Source organism: Streptomyces sp. Root1310 (genome assembly GCF_001426425.1).
Classification (GTDB): Bacteria; Actinomycetota; Actinomycetes; order Streptomycetales; family Streptomycetaceae; genus Streptomyces.
The window spans coordinates 373,588-389,074 of the sequence record NZ_LMEQ01000030.1; the positions used below are offsets into that span (position 1 = coordinate 373,588).

The following is a 15,487-nucleotide window of genomic DNA, read 5'->3' on the forward strand; positions in this document are numbered from 1 at the left end:
TCCGGAGCGGCGTCGACCGGTGAGCCGGACTTCCCGGCCCTGAGTGCCTGGCACGCCGGGATTTGTGCCGACGCCCACGCGTGCAGGGAGTGTTCCTGCTGTCGCGGCATCGGCACCTCCAGGTAAGAAACCGTTAAGAAAGTATGTTTCCACATCCCTGTCCGGCTCGACAAGGAGCTGAACGATGCTCGATCATGCTGAGCCGCAAGAAAAGCAGCGATCCGGCCTTTCCCTCCCGGAGCGCACCGGCGGCACGCTCGCCGAGGACGCCGTACTGCGGGCCGCCCGGGCGGCAGGAAGTGCCGCCTCGGCGGCGGACCGGGACCGGCGGCTGGCTCCCGCAGTCGTGACCGCGCTCCAAGAAGCGGGTTTCGCGCGTCACTTCGTGCCCCGCCGATGGGGTGGCCGGGAAGGCGGCTTCGCCGACCTGATCACCGCCACGGCACTGATCGCCGGAGAGTGCCCCTCGGCCGCATGGTGCGGCATGCTCTGGGCCGCGCACGGGCGGTACGCGGCCAGGCTGCCCGAAGAAGGACAGCGGGAGCTGTGGGGGAGGGGCCCCGACACACGTATCGCCGCGGCCCTGGCCCCGCCCGCCGGAACGGCCCGCCCGGTACCGGGCGGCTGGCTGCTGAACGGCCGCTGGGACTGTGTCAGCGGCGTGGACTGGTCCCACTGGGTCCTGCTCGCGGCCCCGACCGACGGCACGTCGGCCGACGGCAACCCGGTCGACGGCACCCCGGTCGACGGCACCCCGGTGGTGGCGGCCGGTGTCCCTCTCGCAGGTGCTGCGCGGCCCGCGGTTTGGGTCCTGGCGGTGCCGCGCTCCGAGGTGATCGTGCGCGACACCTGGCGCAGCACGGGACTGCGCGGTACCGGCAGCAACTCCGTCGACGTACGCGGGGTGTTCGTCCCAGACCGGCGCGCCTGCCCGCTGGACGACATGCTCGCCGCCGTGGTGGAGCCCGGCGCCTCACTGGCACGCCAGGCGTCCGCGCAGCTGGCCGGCGGCCCGATGTTCTGCGCCCCGGCGCTCGGCGCTGCCCGGCTCGCCCTGCGGTCCTGGACACGCTGGGCGGTGACCGCGCCCGCCGGGCGCCCGGCGGCCCTGGGAGACTCGGCCGTCCAGCGGGTGCTGGCGCGCTCCGCCGCCGAGATCGACGCCGTGGCCCTGCTGCTGGACCGGGCCGGAGCCGGTGCCGATGCCGAGCCCACCGCGCCACGCGTCGAGGCGGTCAACCGGCGCGACGCCGCGGTGGCGGCCGAGTTGCTGGTGGAAACCGTCGAACGGCTGTTCAGAACGGGAGGTGTCCACGCTCGGGACGACACCAGCGACGTCCAGCGCGCCTGGCGGGACACGCACACGGTGGCGGCGCACGGTGCCCTGCGGCTGGACGCCTCGGCCGGCGCGTACGCCGCCTGGGGCGAGGGCGAGTGGTCGGCGCCGATGCCGTGCGGGCCGCGATGAGCGGGCCGGCCCGGCTGGTGTTCAGCGACGTCGACGAGACGCTCATCGCAGGGAAGTCGATGTTCGACTTCCTCGCGTTCTACTTCCGCCGCACCCGCGGAACGCGAGGTGCCCGCCTCGCGGCGGACGTCGGGGGGGATCTGTCCCGTCGGATGTCCGCCGGCGCTCCGCGGGAAGCCTTGAACCGCCTGTACTACCGCACTTGGGCGGGCGAGCCCGTCGCCCGGGTCGCGGAGCTGGCCGAGGCCTGGTACGCCGAGCGCTCGGGGGCTCCCGGTTTCTACCTGGCCGCCACACGCCGGGCGCTGGAACTGCACCGCGGCGCGGGCGACACGGTCATCCTGGTGTCCGGGTCGTTTCCTGCGATCCTCGCTCCCATCGCCGCCGAAGTGGGAGCGGCACGCCTGCTGTGCTCGGTCCCCGGGACCCGTGACGGCATGCTGACCGGCCGACTCGTGGGCGATCCCTGCATCGGAGAAGCGAAGCGCGTGGCGGTGCGTGAGGCGCTGCGGCGCTGTCCGGACGTGGACCCGGCGCGGTGCTACGCGTACGGGGACCACATCTCCGACCTGCCGATGCTGGCGGAGGTGGGGCACCCCGTCGTCGTGGGCGGCTCGGCGGAACTGACCGCGCGGCTGCCGCGGGCGCGGGTGCTGCGCCCGCACGCCGCGCTCGACGTCCCTGCGCTGCTCCCACCCCGTCCGGTGGCCGGCGCCGAGGCCCGCCGGGCAGGCGCCTGACCGGCCGTACCCGCGCTCTCGCGTACGGTCCCGGCCGGCTCGTCTCCACCGGGGGCGAAGCGGCCGGCCGGCGCGCGGACCGGCGCTTCACCGCTCACGCGCTTCACCGCTCATGCCCTTCAGCGCTCGGGCGGGCCGGCGGCACCCCCTCCGTCCCCTCGCGGCCCGGACACGGCCGCCCACAGGTCGTCGAACTGCCGCGCGGCGTCGGCGTCGTCACGCGGCACGGGATGCGGAACCCCGAAGAAGACCGACACCAGCAGGCGGGCCACGGCCTCCGGGGGATATCCGCCGGAGCTCCCGTCACCGGCCTGTGCCTGCGTGACGGCACGGGTCAGCGGCAGGCAGATCCGCTGCACCAGCCCCAGGTCGTGCCGGTCCAGATGAGGGCTCTCCACGGCGAGCCGCAACGCGGACCGGGCCCGCGTGTCCCGGCGGAGGTGCCGGGCGAGATCGAGCACGGTCTCCCGCAGCGCGGGCACCGCCGCCGCGTCCGGCCCGTCGGCCCGTGCCGCGCGCGTGCTCAGCTCGCTCCCGGCCTCCTCGATCAGCGCCGTCGCGAGCTCCTCCTTCGAGGAGAAGTGCCCATACAGCGCGCCCTTGGTCATGCCGGTGCGCTGGATCACGTCGAGCAGTGTGGTGCCCATGTAGCCGTGCGCGGCGAACTCCTCCGCCGCGGCGTTGAGCACCTGCTCCCGCGTACGCACTGCACGCTCCTGAACCATGCCGAGCCTCCACCCCCCGAATAAAAACCTTTGAAAAGGTATGTTTTACGCGGCGCTCCGCCGAACGCATTGACGTGATCGTATCCAGGTGTCACCGAGCGCGCGGCGATATCCCGCCATGCTCCGGGCGGGGGTGAAGCGGTCCGCCGTCGGCGTCCGCCCGGGGAGGGAGTGCCCTGCTCGGGGCCGGTGCGGACTCCTGGCGGCGGACTCCTGAGTGGCGGACTCCTGCGGCGGCGCGCACCACGCCGGCAGCGCGCACCGCGGGGCCGGCCCGGCCGCCCCGGGGAGTGACGCACCGTCACCTCCCGGGGCGACCGGGCCCTATGAGATCAGGCCCAGGTGCCGCAGGTCCGCCACGTACTTCTCGATCAGCGACCGGGAAAGGTGCGGGATGTCCTGCTCGGCGCCGATTCCGGCGGTGCGCACCGCCGCGCGGAACCGCTCGGCGGGCAGTGCCGACGTCGTGCGAGGGACGAGCGGCTCCCGCCAGGCGGCCATCAGCGGCAGCAGGGAGTACGGGCGCTGCGCCTGCGGCAGCGTCCGCAGCGCGGCCTCGAATTGCTCGCGCCACTTCCGGTGGCCGCCGACCCGGCGGACGGTGATCCCGCAGTCGGTCAGCCAGTCGACCACGGTGTCCAGCGAGACACCGTCGTCGTGCGGGTTGACCACGTTGAACGTCCGGAACCCGGCGGTACGGAAGCCCAGGGCGGCCACCGCGGCGGCGACGAAGTCCCCCGGCAGCCCGTCGTAGTGCGCCCGCGGCCGCCGGCCGCCCTCCGCGCCGTCGTAGAACGAATCGGGCGCGATCCCCGTGGCGATCAGGCTCAGCAGCAGGCGGGTGAAGGCGTCCGGCACGTTGAGCTGCCCGGCGTACCGGGCGTGCGCCAGGATCATGCCGGAGCGCAACACGGTCACCGGCAGCCCGCACAGGTCGTGGGCCTCGCGCAGCAGTACCTCGCCGGCCCACTTGCTGGTGGCGTAGCCGCCCGCGTGGCTGTCGTCGATCGCATGCCCGGGGTGGCCGACCCTGATGTCGGTGTCCTCGTCCGCCGTGGCCGCGCCGTGAGCGGCCAGGGCCACGGTGGACACGTACACGACCGGCTTCAGCCGGGTGGTCAGGGCGGCGCGGACGACCTCGGCGGTGCCGGCCACGTTGGGTTCGAACAGCTGCCGGTACGGCAGCACGTGGTTGACCAGCGCCGCCGGGTGCACGATGAGGTCCACCGTGGCGGTCAGCTGCTGCCAGTCCTGCTCGCTCAGGCCCAGGCGCGTCGCGCCGATGTCGCCGGCCAGCACGCGCAGCGCGCCGTCGGCGGTCAGTTCGGCGAAGCGGCTCTTGAGCGCGGTGTCCCCGCTGTCGAGGGCCTCCTCCAGACGCTGCCGGGCGGCGCTGTCGTCGGCGGCGCGCACCAGACAGACCAGCGTTCCGCCCACCGGGGCCAGCCGCTGCAGCCACTCCAGGCACAGCAGTCGGCCGAGGTAGCCGTTGGCCCCGGTGAGCAGCACCGTGCGCGGCTCGCCGGCCGGCCGGGGGAGTGCCGTGCAGGCGGCGAGTGTCGCTGCGTCGATGAACTTGTCCAGAGTGAGATCCGCGGCCCGCACCGAGGTGGCGTGCTCGCCGTGGACGGAGGCGAAGGTGGCCCGCCGCGCCGTGGCCGTGCCGCGGAGCCGCTCCACGTGGCCGGCGATCTGCTCCAGGCTGTTGGCCGGGCCCAGGAGGGTTCCCACCGACACCTCGACGCCGAAGATCTCCCGCAGCAGGTTGGCGAAGGACAGCGCCGACAGCGAGTCGCCGCCCAGTTCGGTGAAACGCCGCTCCGGGCCCGGCTCGACGTCGAGCCCCGCCAGCAGCGCCTGCGCGGCGCGGGCGACCGTCTCGGCCACCGGGCGGTCGCGCTCCTGCCACACCGCGCGCAGCTCCGCGCTCTGCCCCGCGGCGAGTTCGGCGTAGCGCCGCTCGAGCCGTTCGCCGTACCGCTCCTTCAGCCGCGGGCGCAACTGCTTGGTCGAGTCGGTCAGCAGGCCGTTGTCCTGGCTGAACGGCACGGTCTCGACGATCAGGTCGCGCGGGACCTCGTACGGCGCCAGTCCGGCCTGCGCGGCGACGCTCTGCAGCGATCGGCTGACCTCCGCCTTCAGCGCCGCCCCGTCACCGGCCTGTGCGATCGCCTCCGGAGTAGGCACCACCACGGCGAGCAGGTACGCGCGGGAGCTGTTCCCGTACACGAAGATCTGCCGCACCAGCGGGCTGGCGACGAGCGCCGCCTCCACCTTGGACAGCGCGACGAACTCCCCCTGGGAGAGCTTGAGCACGTTCTTGCGCCGGTCCACGTAGACCAGTTCGCCGGGCGCGGTCTCGGCCATGATGTCGCCGGTGCGGTAGTAGCCGTCCTGGTCGAACACCTCGGCGGTCTCCTCGGCGCGCCGGTAGTAGCCGGGGGTGATCAGCGCGGTCCTGACCAGCAGTTCGCCGCGCGGGTGGGGTGAGTCGGCGGTGGAGTAGCCCAGTTCGGGCACGTCCGCGAGCTTGTAGTGCAGCACCGGCGGGCTCTGTACCCGGTGGTCCAGCATGACCAGACCGGTCTCGGTCGTGCCGTAGCTGTCCAGGAGCGGGACGTCCAGGGCGTCGCGGAGGAACGCGGCCAGCTCCGGGGCGAGCGGGGCGGACCCGCAGGGGGCGTGGATGACACGCCCGCCCAGCACGTGGTCCCGCAGGTGCGCGATCACCTCGGCGTGGTCGGCGTCGCGCAGCTCGCCGTTCGCCGCGCGCTGGTTCAACCGGGCGTGGTAGCTCTCGAAGAGCAGCTCGCAGACCCGCGGCACCATGGCGATCTCGGTCGGCCGGATCAGCGCCAGGTCGTCCAGGAGGGTGGACAGGTCGCTGCGGGCCACGAAGTTCGCGGTGCCGCCGGTGGCCAGCGTCTTGATCACCAGCCGCCTGGCGACCAGGTGGCTCTGCGGCAGGAAGTTGGCCGTGATCAGCGGATAGCGGTTGTCGGGTCCCTCGGGCGGGCGCCACATGAGGGCCACCGTCGACTCCGGGAACATCACGCCCTTGGGCGTGCCGGTGCTGCCGGAGGTGTACACCAGTGCCGACAGCGCCCCGTCGGCGCTGCTGTCCGGCGGCAGTTCGGGCACCGGCGGAAGTGAGCCCGCGCGGCCGACGACGTCGGACAGCAGCTCCAGCGACATCGGCGCCCCCGTCGTGGCCAGCAGCCGGCCGGCGGCCGCCAGCGCCTCCCGGTGCTCGGCGAGCTCGGGGTGGTGGTCGAAGACGAGGATCCGGTGCACGCAGGTCTGCCCGGACAGCGCTTCGAGCACCGTCGCCAGCCGGTCGGTGCTGGTGGCGAAGACACGCGGGGCGGCCTCCGCCACCAGGTGGCGGATGTGGTCGACCGAGGCGTTGGTGTGCAGCGGCACGGCGACAGCCCCGACCTGACCGCATGCCAGATCGACCGTGGTGTAGTCGGTGCCGGCGAAGCCGAGGATCGCGACGAAGTCACCTTCGCGCAGCGGGTGTTGCGGGTGGTGGTACCAGTCGGCGGCGACCGCGCTCAGCCGCGACCACAGTTCGCCGTACGAGACGGTGTCGAACCGGGGCAGCAGCCGCACGGTGACGCGGCCGTCGACGCTGACGTACTGCCGGGCCCGCTCGCCGAGTGCGGGCCGCTCGGCGTACGCCGCGAGGGCCCGCCTGACGATCTCGGACAGGCGTGGCCGGCGGCCGGCGCTCTCCTCGTGGACGCCGGCCACCGGCATGCTCCCGACGAGTTCCGGCTCGGCCCGGAACAACTCGGCAATACGCTGCTTCCGGCTTTTTCCCACGGAAGCGCGCGTGATGATGCCTGGTGAATCACTACCCATGACCACGCCTTTCTGTGACCGCGAATTCTTTCCGGCACATGAGCCCGGCCGAAAGCCGAAGGAGAATGCCACGAGCCGGACCGGCGCATTTGAAAAAGGGCTCCGGTGCCCAAGGCGCGGGCAGCTTACCGCGCGGAAAGAAATGGACGCCATATTGCCGGGACGGCGAGGGAGGGTCGGCGGGGAAGGGGCTGCGGGGAGGGTGACGGGGGAGAAGTGACGGGGAAGGGCCGGGCTGTGCCCGCGACCCCGATCGGTATCCCACTCGCGCGGAATGCGTGCGGGAGTTCCCGCTCACGCGGATCGCTGCGGAGTTCCGCGGGGAGTCGCCGCGCACCGTGTCCGGCACCGCGGGGTGTCCCGGCGCAGCACCACGGGCGGCCCGGGCCGGGCCGCGCGGGGCGAGTCGTGGGGCGGCCCGCCCGCCGAAGGGGACCGTGCAGCGGCCCCCGCCCCGGGGTGCGCGGGCGCGGGGCGGCCCTGGCGAGGCCCGCCTCGGGAGAAGAGGACCGTGCGGCGACCTCCGTCCTCGCCCCTTGCTCCTTCCCGGCGGCGGGCCCCCTCCCCGGGCCCCTTCCCGGCGAGGGCCTCTCCCTCCTTCCCGGCGGCGGGCCCCTTCGCCGGGCCCTCTCCCCGGCGACGAGGAGGGCCCGCCGTCTTCGAGGTCCCCTCGGCCCTCCTCCTCACCGGTGGCCTCCGGTCCTCTCCGCTCCTGGTCGGCGCGGTTCCTGGGGGCCCGCCTTCCTGTTCACCGGATGTGCAACCGGGGAAATCCCCGGTTGCACAGCGCGCCGGGAGCCGCGGCAAGCTTGCAAAAAAATACCTTGACGGAGGTATTCTTATGGCGGGTCGCTCGGAGTGCGCGCTGGCTCCGGGGCCCCTGACCGAGAGCGGCGGGTGTGGCTGAGGAGTGGTCGAACGTGACAAACAGCGAAGCAGTGCTCCGGCGACGGGACCCGCGCGTCCACCCACCGGAACGCGTGGACGTTGAAGCGCGGTACACCGATCCCGCCACCGGCGCGGACGTCGAGTGGATCCCGATCGCGGCGCTCGACCTGTCCCACTCGCCGCGCTCCGCGGGGGAGAACGGCGAGCACATACGGGTCCTGGCGGAATCGCAGGCCGACCTGCCGCCGATCATCGTGCAGCGCGGCACCAACCGGGTGGTCGACGGCGTGCACCGGGTTCGCGCGGCCCTGCTGCGGGGCGAACGGACCGTCCGGGCCCGCTGGTTCGACGGCGACGACGCGAGCGCCTTCGTCCTGGCGGTGCGACTCAACGTGCGGCACGGACTGCCGCTGTCGCTGGCCGACCGCAAGGCGGCCGGCACCCGCATCCTGGGCGAGCAGGAGGACTGGTCGAACCGCGCGATAGCGTCGGCCGTCGGGCTGTCGCCCAAGACGATCGCCGCCCTGCGCCAGGCCGTCGGGCGGCCCGGAGGGCAGGCCAGGATCGGCAGGGACGGCCGCGTGCGGCCCGTCAGCACCGCCGCCGGGCGCGAGCGCGCCAAGGAGATGCTCTTACGGGAACCCGCCTCCTCCCTGCGGGCGGTGAGCGCGGTCGCCGGCGTGTCCACGGGCACCGTCCGCGATGTGCGCGACCAACTCCACCGGCAGCGCGGGGCGGTGATCCCCGGACAGCGGCACGCCCCGCCCGCGCGGAAGGCGGAGCCGCCTCGCGCGCGGGCCGCGCCGTCCGGGCAGGTCGCGCTGGACAGGTCGACCGCGCTGCTGCGCTCCCTGCGCACCGACCCCTCGCTGCGGTTCAACCAGTCAGGCCGCCTGCTGCTCAGCATCCTCGCGGTGGCCGCCATCGACCCGCGGGCGCAGGACGGTCTCGTCCTCGACCTGCCCGACCACTGCCTCGACTTCGTCGCCGAACTCGCGCAGGCGAGCGTGCAGGCGTGGCAGGACCTCGCCGTGCGCCTGTCGCAGCGCCGGTCGGCGCAGCCCGGGCAGAGGCAATCTGCGGTAAACCCTGAAAAGCACGGGAAACGCGGGGCTTGACGGGCCGCCGAATTCCTTGGTTCTGTCATTGGAGCAACACCGGAAACAACGCAGAAAAACTTCCACTGAAAGCGCATCGAATGCGCACCGGACAACTGATCCGGTTATCCGGGTTTGGGACGGGGTGTTGAGAAAATGACCGATGCATACGGCTGGACCGGAAAGGATCGTCGGGTTCAGCGAATTGTCCACTCGGCTTCCGGGACGACGTTCCTGGTTCCGCTCGACCACTCCCTGGCCGACGGCCCGGTGGCTTCCGCCGCCGGATTCGCCGGGCTCGTCGAGGCGATGGCCGCCAACGAGGTGGACGGGATCATCGTCCACAAGGGGCGCGTCCGGTTCCTGCCGACCGACGCGCTCGGGCGGCTGGCACTGATCGTCCACCTGAACGGCAGCACGCAGCACGCGCCGGACGTGGACGCGAAGATCCTGGTGGGCGCCGTGGAAGAGGCGGTCGCCCTGGGCGCCGACGGCGTCAGCGTGCACATCAACCTGGGGTCGAGCACCGAGGCCGCCCAGCTCACCGACCTCGGCGCGGTCGCCGGCAGCTGCGCCCGCTGGGGCCTGCCGCTGCTCGCGATGGTCTACCCGCGCGGCCCTCGTATCACCGACCCGGCCGACCCGGTCCTGCTGGCGCACGCGGCGAACGTCGCGGCGGACCTCGGAGCCGACATCGTGAAACTCCCCTACACCGGCTCGCCCCTGACGATGCGCGAGGTCGTCGCGGCCAGCCCGATCCCGGTCGTCACCGCCGGCGGCGGCGTGCTCGAGGACACCGGGAAGTTCCTCGACCTCATCGACAGCACGATGGAGTCCGGCGTGCTCGGCGTCGCCGTCGGACGCAACGTTTTCCAGGCTCCGGACCCGGGCGCGCTGGCCCGCTCGGTGGCCCGCCGGGTCCACGCCGGACCCCGCTCGCTCGAAGCCCTGGCAGCCCTGCCCCAGGAACTGTCCGAGGCGGCCGTCTGACGGGCATCCCCTCGCCCGGCACCCCCCCCACCCGGCCCCCTCCCGGCAGCCCTCAGACCGCACACCGTGACTCCCGTCGCCGGCAGCCACGCGCGACCACGACAGGCAAGCAACCCACAACCAAAGGTGTGAACATGAAATCCGCATGGATCGACCTCCGCGGCCTCGCCGCCGAACTCGCCACCGCCATCGTCGAGGAGAGCACCCACATCGGCGTCGAGACCGTGGTGCTGGACGACCCCGAGCTGGCCGGCAAGGTCCCGCCGAACGTGCAGAAGGCCGCCGTCGTCACAGGGGAGACGCCCACCACCCTCATCGACCGGCTCGTCGACGTGGTCGACATCCTGATCGCCGACCACGGCATCGCCGAGAAGTTCGAGGGCATCCGCCCCGGCCTGCGCTCCGGCGTCCTCATCAAGGTGCTGGACGAGCAGAGCCTCGAACTCGCCTGCCGGATCGCCAACGAGTCGGAGCTGACCCTCGTCGAGTTCCGCCAGGACCCCAGCAAGATCCCGCTGGAGATCCTGCTGGCCGCGGCCGACAAGGCCAAGGGCTCCATCGTCACCGTCGTCGAGGACGTCGAGGACGCGGCCACCACCATCGGCGTGCTCGAGCGCGGCTCGGACGCGGTGCTGCTCGCCCCCAAGCGCGTCGGCGACGCCACCGAGCTGGTGCAGGTCACCCGGGGCGAGGCCGCCTCACTGGAGATGGAGGAGCTGGAGATCGTCCAGCTCACCCACCTCGGCCTGGGCGACCGGGTCTGCGTCGACACCTGCTCGCACCTGCGGCCCGACGAGGGCATCCTGGTCGGGTCGTACTCCACCGGCCTGGTGCTCGTCAGCAGCGAGACCCACCCGCTGCCGTACATGCCCACCCGCCCGTTCCGGGTGAACGCGGCCGCCCTCTCCTCCTACACCCTGACGCCCGGCAACCGCACCCAGTACCTGTCCGAACTGCACTGCGGGTCGGAGATCCTGGCCGTCAGCACCGACGGCAGCGTGCGCACGGTGGTCGTGGGGCGGATCAAGATGGAGTCCCGCCCGATGCTGCGGATCGAGGCCCGCACCCGCGGCGGCCAGCTCGTGGACATGGTCGGTCAGGACGACTGGCACGTCCGGGCGCTCGGTCCCGGCGGCAGCGTGCACAACTTCACCGAGCTGCGGCCCGGCGACGTCATCCTCGGCCACACCATGACCGACCAGCGCCATGTCGGCTACGCGATCCGGGAGTTCCTCCACGAGCAGTAGAGCCCGAGCCGGTCACGTGACCGCCCGGGAACCGGCGGTCGGCGCGGCACCCGAGCCACGTCCTCCACGTCCCACGGATCTGAAGGAAGAGAGTGCGTGAGATGGCGCTCATAGTGCAGAAATACGGCGGAACGTCCGTCGCCACGCCGGAAAAGGTCATCGAAGCGGCACGGCAGATCCGGGCGGCGCGCGAGGACGGCAACCAGGTCGTCGTGGTCGTGTCCGCGATGGGCGGGGCCACCGACGAACTGCTCCGGCTTGCGTCCGCGGTGACCGCCCGCCCCGACGCACGCGAACTCGACGCCCTGCTCTGCACGGGCGAGGCGGCATCCGCCGGACTGGTGTCGCTGGCGCTCGACCACCAAGGCGTCGCGAGCCGCTCGTTCAGCGGTCCCGAGGCGGGCATCCGCACCGACCACCGCCACGGCCGGGCCACGATCGTGGAGGTGGACCCGCGCAGGCTGCGGGAGGAGCTCGCCAAGGGCACCGTCCCCGTCGTCGCGGGCTTCCAGGGCGAGTCGATCGCCACCGGGGCCCGCACCACCCTCGGCCGCGGCGGCTCCGACACCACCGGCGTCGCCCTGGCCGCCGCGCTCGGCGCGGACCACTGCGAGATCGTCACCGACGTCGCCGGCGTCTACACGGCCGACCCCCGCACCGTCGTCGGCGCCCGTCGGCACACCGCCCTGCTCTACGAGGAGATGGCCGAACTGGCCGTCAGCGGCGCCAAGGTGCTCGCCTCCGACTCGGTCGACTACGCGCGCACCCACGGCGTCGACCTCAAGGTGCGCTCCAACAGCGCCGCGATCGGCCCGCAGACCTGGGTGGGCGACGGCCGTCGCGCGGCCGGGACGGTGTCCGGCCAGTCCTGGACACCCGCCGGCAGCGTCCGCCCGATCGCCGGGGTCGCGGGGCGCTCCGGCCTGGTCCGATGCGTACTGCGCCGGATCACCACGGACCACGTCCTGCGCCTGCTCGGCGAACTGGTCGAGCGCGAGACCGAGGTCGAGCTGCGCCGCTACGGCAACCTCGGCACCGAGGACGCCGGCGACATCGCGCTCACGCTGCCCGAGAACAGCGTGCAGGAGATGCGGGAACTCCTGGCCGACACCGACCGCGGCATCCGCCTGGACGAGGCGCACTGGACGTCCAACCTGGCCCGGCTCTCCGTCGTCGGCCTGGGCATCGGCCGGCAGCCGTACGCGCCGCTGCGGCTGCTCGAAGCCCTGCGCTCGGTCGGTGCCGCGCGCACCGACCTCCACGTCACCTCCAACCGGCTCAGCGTGCTGACCGGTCGCAGCGACCTGGCCGCGGCGACCCAGGTCGTCCACGACGTCTTCCTGTCCGAGCCGGTGACACCCCTGGTCCGATCGGCGGGCGCGCACCACGCGGGCCCGGCCTGGCCGTCGGCCGCCGGGCGCGGGCAGCTCGAAGCCGCGATGCCCGCCCTGGCCGCCGCCGAGTGACCCCGGCCCCCACACCACGAGGGAGAACACCGATGTCCGCCATCCGACTCGACCCCGGCCGTCCGGGCGGGCCGACCCCGCGCGGCCCCGCCGGGAGGCCGCGGGCGGGGGGTCTGCGATGACCGCCACCCCGGCCTTCGACCCCACCTCCGACGACCAGCTGGCCGACCCCTACCCCGTCTACGCGCGGATGCGCGCGCAGTGCCCGGTGCTCCACGACCGGGACCGCGACATCTGGGTCCTCACCCGCCACGAGGACGTGGTGCGCGTCGTCCACGACCCCGAGACGTTCTCCTCCGAGAGCGCGGTGCGGATCACCGCGGGACCCGAGTCCGACGAGGTGAAGCAGGTCCTCGCCGAAGGCTGGTCGCTGACGCCGAACCTGACCGAGAGCGACGGCGACGAGCACACCCGGCTGCGCGTCGCGGTGAACCGCGTCTTCACGCCGCGGCGCGTGGCGGCGCTGGAGCCCTTCGTCCGGGACACCGCCGAGGAGCTGATCGCCCGCTTCGCCGCGGACGGCACGACCGACGTCATCGAGGGCTACGCCTGGCCCCTGCCGCTGATCGTCATGGCGCAGATCCTGGGCGTGCCGCCCCGCGACGTGCCGCTGCTGCGGCAGTGGAGCTCCAACTGGCTGAAGCTGTCCGTCGGCACCGGTGAGCCGGCCGAACGCGTCGGCTGGGCCCGCGACGTCGTCACCATGCAGCACTACGTGATGGCGCTGCTGGACGACACGGACCGGGCCGGCGAGGACTCGCTCGTCTCCTCCCTGGCGCAGTACGGCGCCGAGCACGGTCTCGACGACGTGGAACTGATGCGCATCGTGATGAACCTGATCATCGCGGGGCACGTCACGGTCACCCGCGCCATCGGCAACGGACTGGTCACCCTGCTGGAGAACCCCCGCCAGCTCGCGGCCCTGCAGACCGGCGAGGCACCCGTCGAAACGATGGTCGAGGAGATCCTGCGCTTCGAGTCCCCGGTGCAGGGCCTGTTCCGCACCGTGACACGCAAGACGGAACTCGGCGGCCGGCACCTCCTGCCCGGCGACCGCGTGATGGTCCACTGGGGCTCCGCCAACCGGGACGGCCGCGTCTTCGAGGACCCGGACGAGTTCGCCCTGCGCGGCAGGCCCGGCCGGCACCAGATGGCCTTCGGCCGCGGCGTCCACGCCTGCCTCGGCGCCTCCCTGGCACGACTCCAGTTGCGCGTCGCCATCCCGCTGCTCTTCGACCGGCTCCCCGGGCTGCGCCTGGGCCCCGCCGGCTCCCGCACCCGCGAACGGCTGGTCATAGCCCGCGGATTCGAGGAACTGCACCTCCACTGGGACGTCCCACACCTGCGAGAGGCGGCACCATGACCGCACCAGCGCTCGGCCCGCGACGCGTCGCCGGCCGACGACCCGGGTCCGTGTAGGCGGCCGCCATGACCTACGACGTGATCGTGATCGGCGGCGGATCCGCCGGCTGTGTCCTCGCCAACCGGCTGAGCGCGGACCCGCGTTGCTCGATCCTGCTCCTGGAGGCGGGCCCCGACTTCGCCACCACCGCCGACATGCCGCCCGCCGTCAAGGACGCGACCTACGCCCCGTACACCTACGACTGGGGCTACCGCAGCGTCCCGGACGCACTCGGCAACCAGGTGCCCGTTCCGCGGGGCCGCGTCATCGGCGGCTGCTCCGCCGTCAACGTCTGCGTCGCCATGCGGGCCCGGCCCTTGGACCACGACGCGTGGGCCGCCGCGGCCGGCCCCGCTTGGGGCTACGAGCAGATGCTCCCCCTCTACCGGGAGATGGAGCACTACCCGTACGGCGAGGAGAAGTACCACGGTCTGGGCGGCCCCTACCGTATGACCCTGGGCGCCCCGGGGGACCTCGGCCCGCACGCCGTCGCCGCGCAGCAGGCCGGCGCGCGTCTCGGGCACCCCGAGGTCGCCGATTTCAACGCGCCCGGCGTGCCGGGATTCGCCCGCACCCCGCTCAGCGCGGCCGACGGCCTGCGGCTGAGCACGGCCATCGGCTACCTCAACCCGGTCCGCGACCGGCCCAACCTGCGGGTGCGCGGCGAGACACTCGTCGACCGGGTGCTGTTTCAGGGCACCCGGGCCCGGGGGGTGCGGCTCGCCACCGGGGAGGAGATCCCCGCCCGGCACGTCGTGCTCAGCGCGGGCGCCTACAACTCACCCGCGATCGCCCTGCGTTCGGGGATCGGCGACCGCGGCGACCTGGCGGCGCTCGGCATCGGCGTGGTGGCCGACCTGCCCGGGGTGGGGCGCAACCTCACCGAACACCCCGCCTACTGGAACGTCCACGTGGCCAAGCCGCCCCCGGCCGAGGCCCGGTCGGTGTTCGGCAGCGTCCTCAGCGTCGCCACCGGGCCGGACGAGCCCGACTTCGACGTGCAGATCCTGCCGTCCGCGGCGGTCCCGGCCGGCAGCCTGCCCGAGCAGTTCGTGCCGCGTGCCGCGAACCACCCCACCGGCTGGGACATGGTCTTCTTCGTCTCCTGCGTCCAGCCCCGCTCCCGCGGGAGCGTTCGGCTGTCGTCGAGCGACCCCGAGGACGCGCCGGTGATCGACCTCGGCCTGTACACCGCCGCCGACGACGCCGAACGCGTTGCCGACGGGGTGCGTCTGGCCCGCCGCCTGGCCCGCACCCGCCCGCTGGCCGACCTGCTGGTCGACGAGCGGGTGCCGGGCCCCGACATCAGCGACCGGGAACTGGCCGACACCGTCCGCCGCGCGCCGGCGCACTACAACCACGCCAGCGCCACGATGCGCATGGGCCGGCCCGGCGACCCGACCGCCGTGGTCGACGCCGACGGCGCCGTGCGCGGCGTCGAGGCACTGACCGTCGCGGACGCCTCGGTGTTCCCGGCGATGCCCCGCGTGGCCACGAACGTCCCCGCCGTCGTGGTCGCCGAGCGGATCGCGTCGGTGCTGCGCGAACGGCTCGCCCCGCGCGACTGAGCCCCACCACCAGCCGAAGCCGGCGTGCC

Annotated in this window: 10 protein-coding genes; 8 read left to right on the top strand and 2 right to left on the bottom strand. The window is 73.3% G+C overall.

Annotated features, from left to right (window positions below; genetic code table 11):
* Nucleotides 1-184: 184 nt before the first annotated feature.
* Both ASD48_RS28920 and ASD48_RS28925 read left to right on the top strand, forming a co-directional pair.
* Nucleotides 185-1,468: an acyl-CoA dehydrogenase family protein gene (locus ASD48_RS28920; RefSeq protein WP_079074024.1), complete on the top strand. Its 1,284-nt coding sequence runs from the start codon at nucleotides 185-187 to the stop codon at nucleotides 1,466-1,468.
* Nucleotides 1,465-2,208 carry an HAD family hydrolase gene (locus ASD48_RS28925; protein ID WP_079074077.1) on the top strand — a complete coding sequence of 248 codons (744 nt, stop codon included), beginning with the start codon at nucleotides 1,465-1,467 and terminating at the stop codon, nucleotides 2,206-2,208. Before ASD48_RS28920 ends, ASD48_RS28925 begins: the two co-directional genes overlap by 4 nt.
* Nucleotides 2,209-2,327: 119 nt before the next feature.
* Here ASD48_RS28925 and ASD48_RS28930 read toward each other — a convergent pair whose 3' ends face one another.
* Nucleotides 2,328-2,915: a TetR/AcrR family transcriptional regulator gene (locus ASD48_RS28930; RefSeq protein WP_057604686.1), complete on the bottom strand. Its 588-nt coding sequence runs from the start codon at nucleotides 2,913-2,915 to the stop codon at nucleotides 2,328-2,330.
* A gap of 342 nt (nucleotides 2,916-3,257) precedes the next feature.
* Nucleotides 3,258-6,761: a carboxylic acid reductase gene (car, locus tag ASD48_RS28935; RefSeq protein ID WP_242432764.1), complete on the bottom strand. Its 3,504-nt coding sequence runs from the start codon at nucleotides 6,759-6,761 to the stop codon at nucleotides 3,258-3,260.
* A gap of 1,019 nt (nucleotides 6,762-7,780) precedes the next feature.
* On the opposite strand from car, the gene ASD48_RS28940 reads away from it, so the two are divergent.
* From ASD48_RS28940 to ASD48_RS28965, 6 genes are all read left to right on the top strand, one after another.
* A complete protein-coding gene (locus ASD48_RS28940; RefSeq protein ID WP_057604687.1) occupies nucleotides 7,781-8,806 on the top strand; it encodes a ParB N-terminal domain-containing protein in 1,026 nt (341 codons plus the stop codon).
* 135 nt (nucleotides 8,807-8,941) lie between these two features.
* The gene (locus ASD48_RS28945) at nucleotides 8,942-9,775 is read left to right on the top strand and encodes a 2-amino-3,7-dideoxy-D-threo-hept-6-ulosonate synthase (protein WP_057604688.1); all 834 of its coding nucleotides are present in this window, start codon (nucleotides 8,942-8,944) and stop codon (nucleotides 9,773-9,775) included.
* A gap of 134 nt (nucleotides 9,776-9,909) precedes the next feature.
* Nucleotides 9,910-11,022 carry a 3-dehydroquinate synthase II family protein gene (locus ASD48_RS28950; RefSeq protein WP_057604689.1) on the top strand — a complete coding sequence of 371 codons (1,113 nt, stop codon included), beginning with the start codon at nucleotides 9,910-9,912 and terminating at the stop codon, nucleotides 11,020-11,022.
* 101 nt (nucleotides 11,023-11,123) lie between these two features.
* The gene (locus ASD48_RS28955) at nucleotides 11,124-12,488 is read left to right on the top strand and encodes an aspartate kinase (protein ID WP_057604690.1); all 1,365 of its coding nucleotides are present in this window, start codon (nucleotides 11,124-11,126) and stop codon (nucleotides 12,486-12,488) included.
* Nucleotides 12,489-12,606: 118 nt separating this feature from the next.
* Entirely contained in the window at nucleotides 12,607-13,851 is a 1,245-nt protein-coding gene (locus tag ASD48_RS28960; RefSeq protein ID WP_057604691.1) for a cytochrome P450, read from the top strand.
* Nucleotides 13,852-13,916: 65 nt separating this feature from the next.
* Entirely contained in the window at nucleotides 13,917-15,458 is a 1,542-nt protein-coding gene (locus ASD48_RS28965; protein ID WP_057604692.1) for a GMC family oxidoreductase N-terminal domain-containing protein, read from the top strand.
* Nucleotides 15,459-15,487 lie beyond the last annotated feature (29 nt).

What these genes read in the sequence shown, in the direction of transcription:
- ASD48_RS28920 (WP_079074024.1), top strand. Translation starts at nt 185, where the DNA reads ATGCTCGATCATGCTGAGCCGCAAGAAAAGCAGCGATCCGGCCTTTCC.
- ASD48_RS28925 (WP_079074077.1), top strand. Translation starts at nt 1,465, where the DNA reads ATGAGCGGGCCGGCCCGGCTGGTGTTCAGCGACGTCGACGAGACGCTC.
- ASD48_RS28945 (WP_057604688.1), top strand. Translation starts at nt 8,942, where the DNA reads ATGACCGATGCATACGGCTGGACCGGAAAGGATCGTCGGGTTCAGCGA.
- ASD48_RS28950 (WP_057604689.1), top strand. Translation starts at nt 9,910, where the DNA reads ATGAAATCCGCATGGATCGACCTCCGCGGCCTCGCCGCCGAACTCGCC.
- ASD48_RS28955 (WP_057604690.1), top strand. Translation starts at nt 11,124, where the DNA reads ATGGCGCTCATAGTGCAGAAATACGGCGGAACGTCCGTCGCCACGCCG.
- ASD48_RS28960 (WP_057604691.1), top strand. Translation starts at nt 12,607, where the DNA reads ATGACCGCCACCCCGGCCTTCGACCCCACCTCCGACGACCAGCTGGCC.
- ASD48_RS28965 (WP_057604692.1), top strand. Translation starts at nt 13,917, where the DNA reads ATGACCTACGACGTGATCGTGATCGGCGGCGGATCCGCCGGCTGTGTC.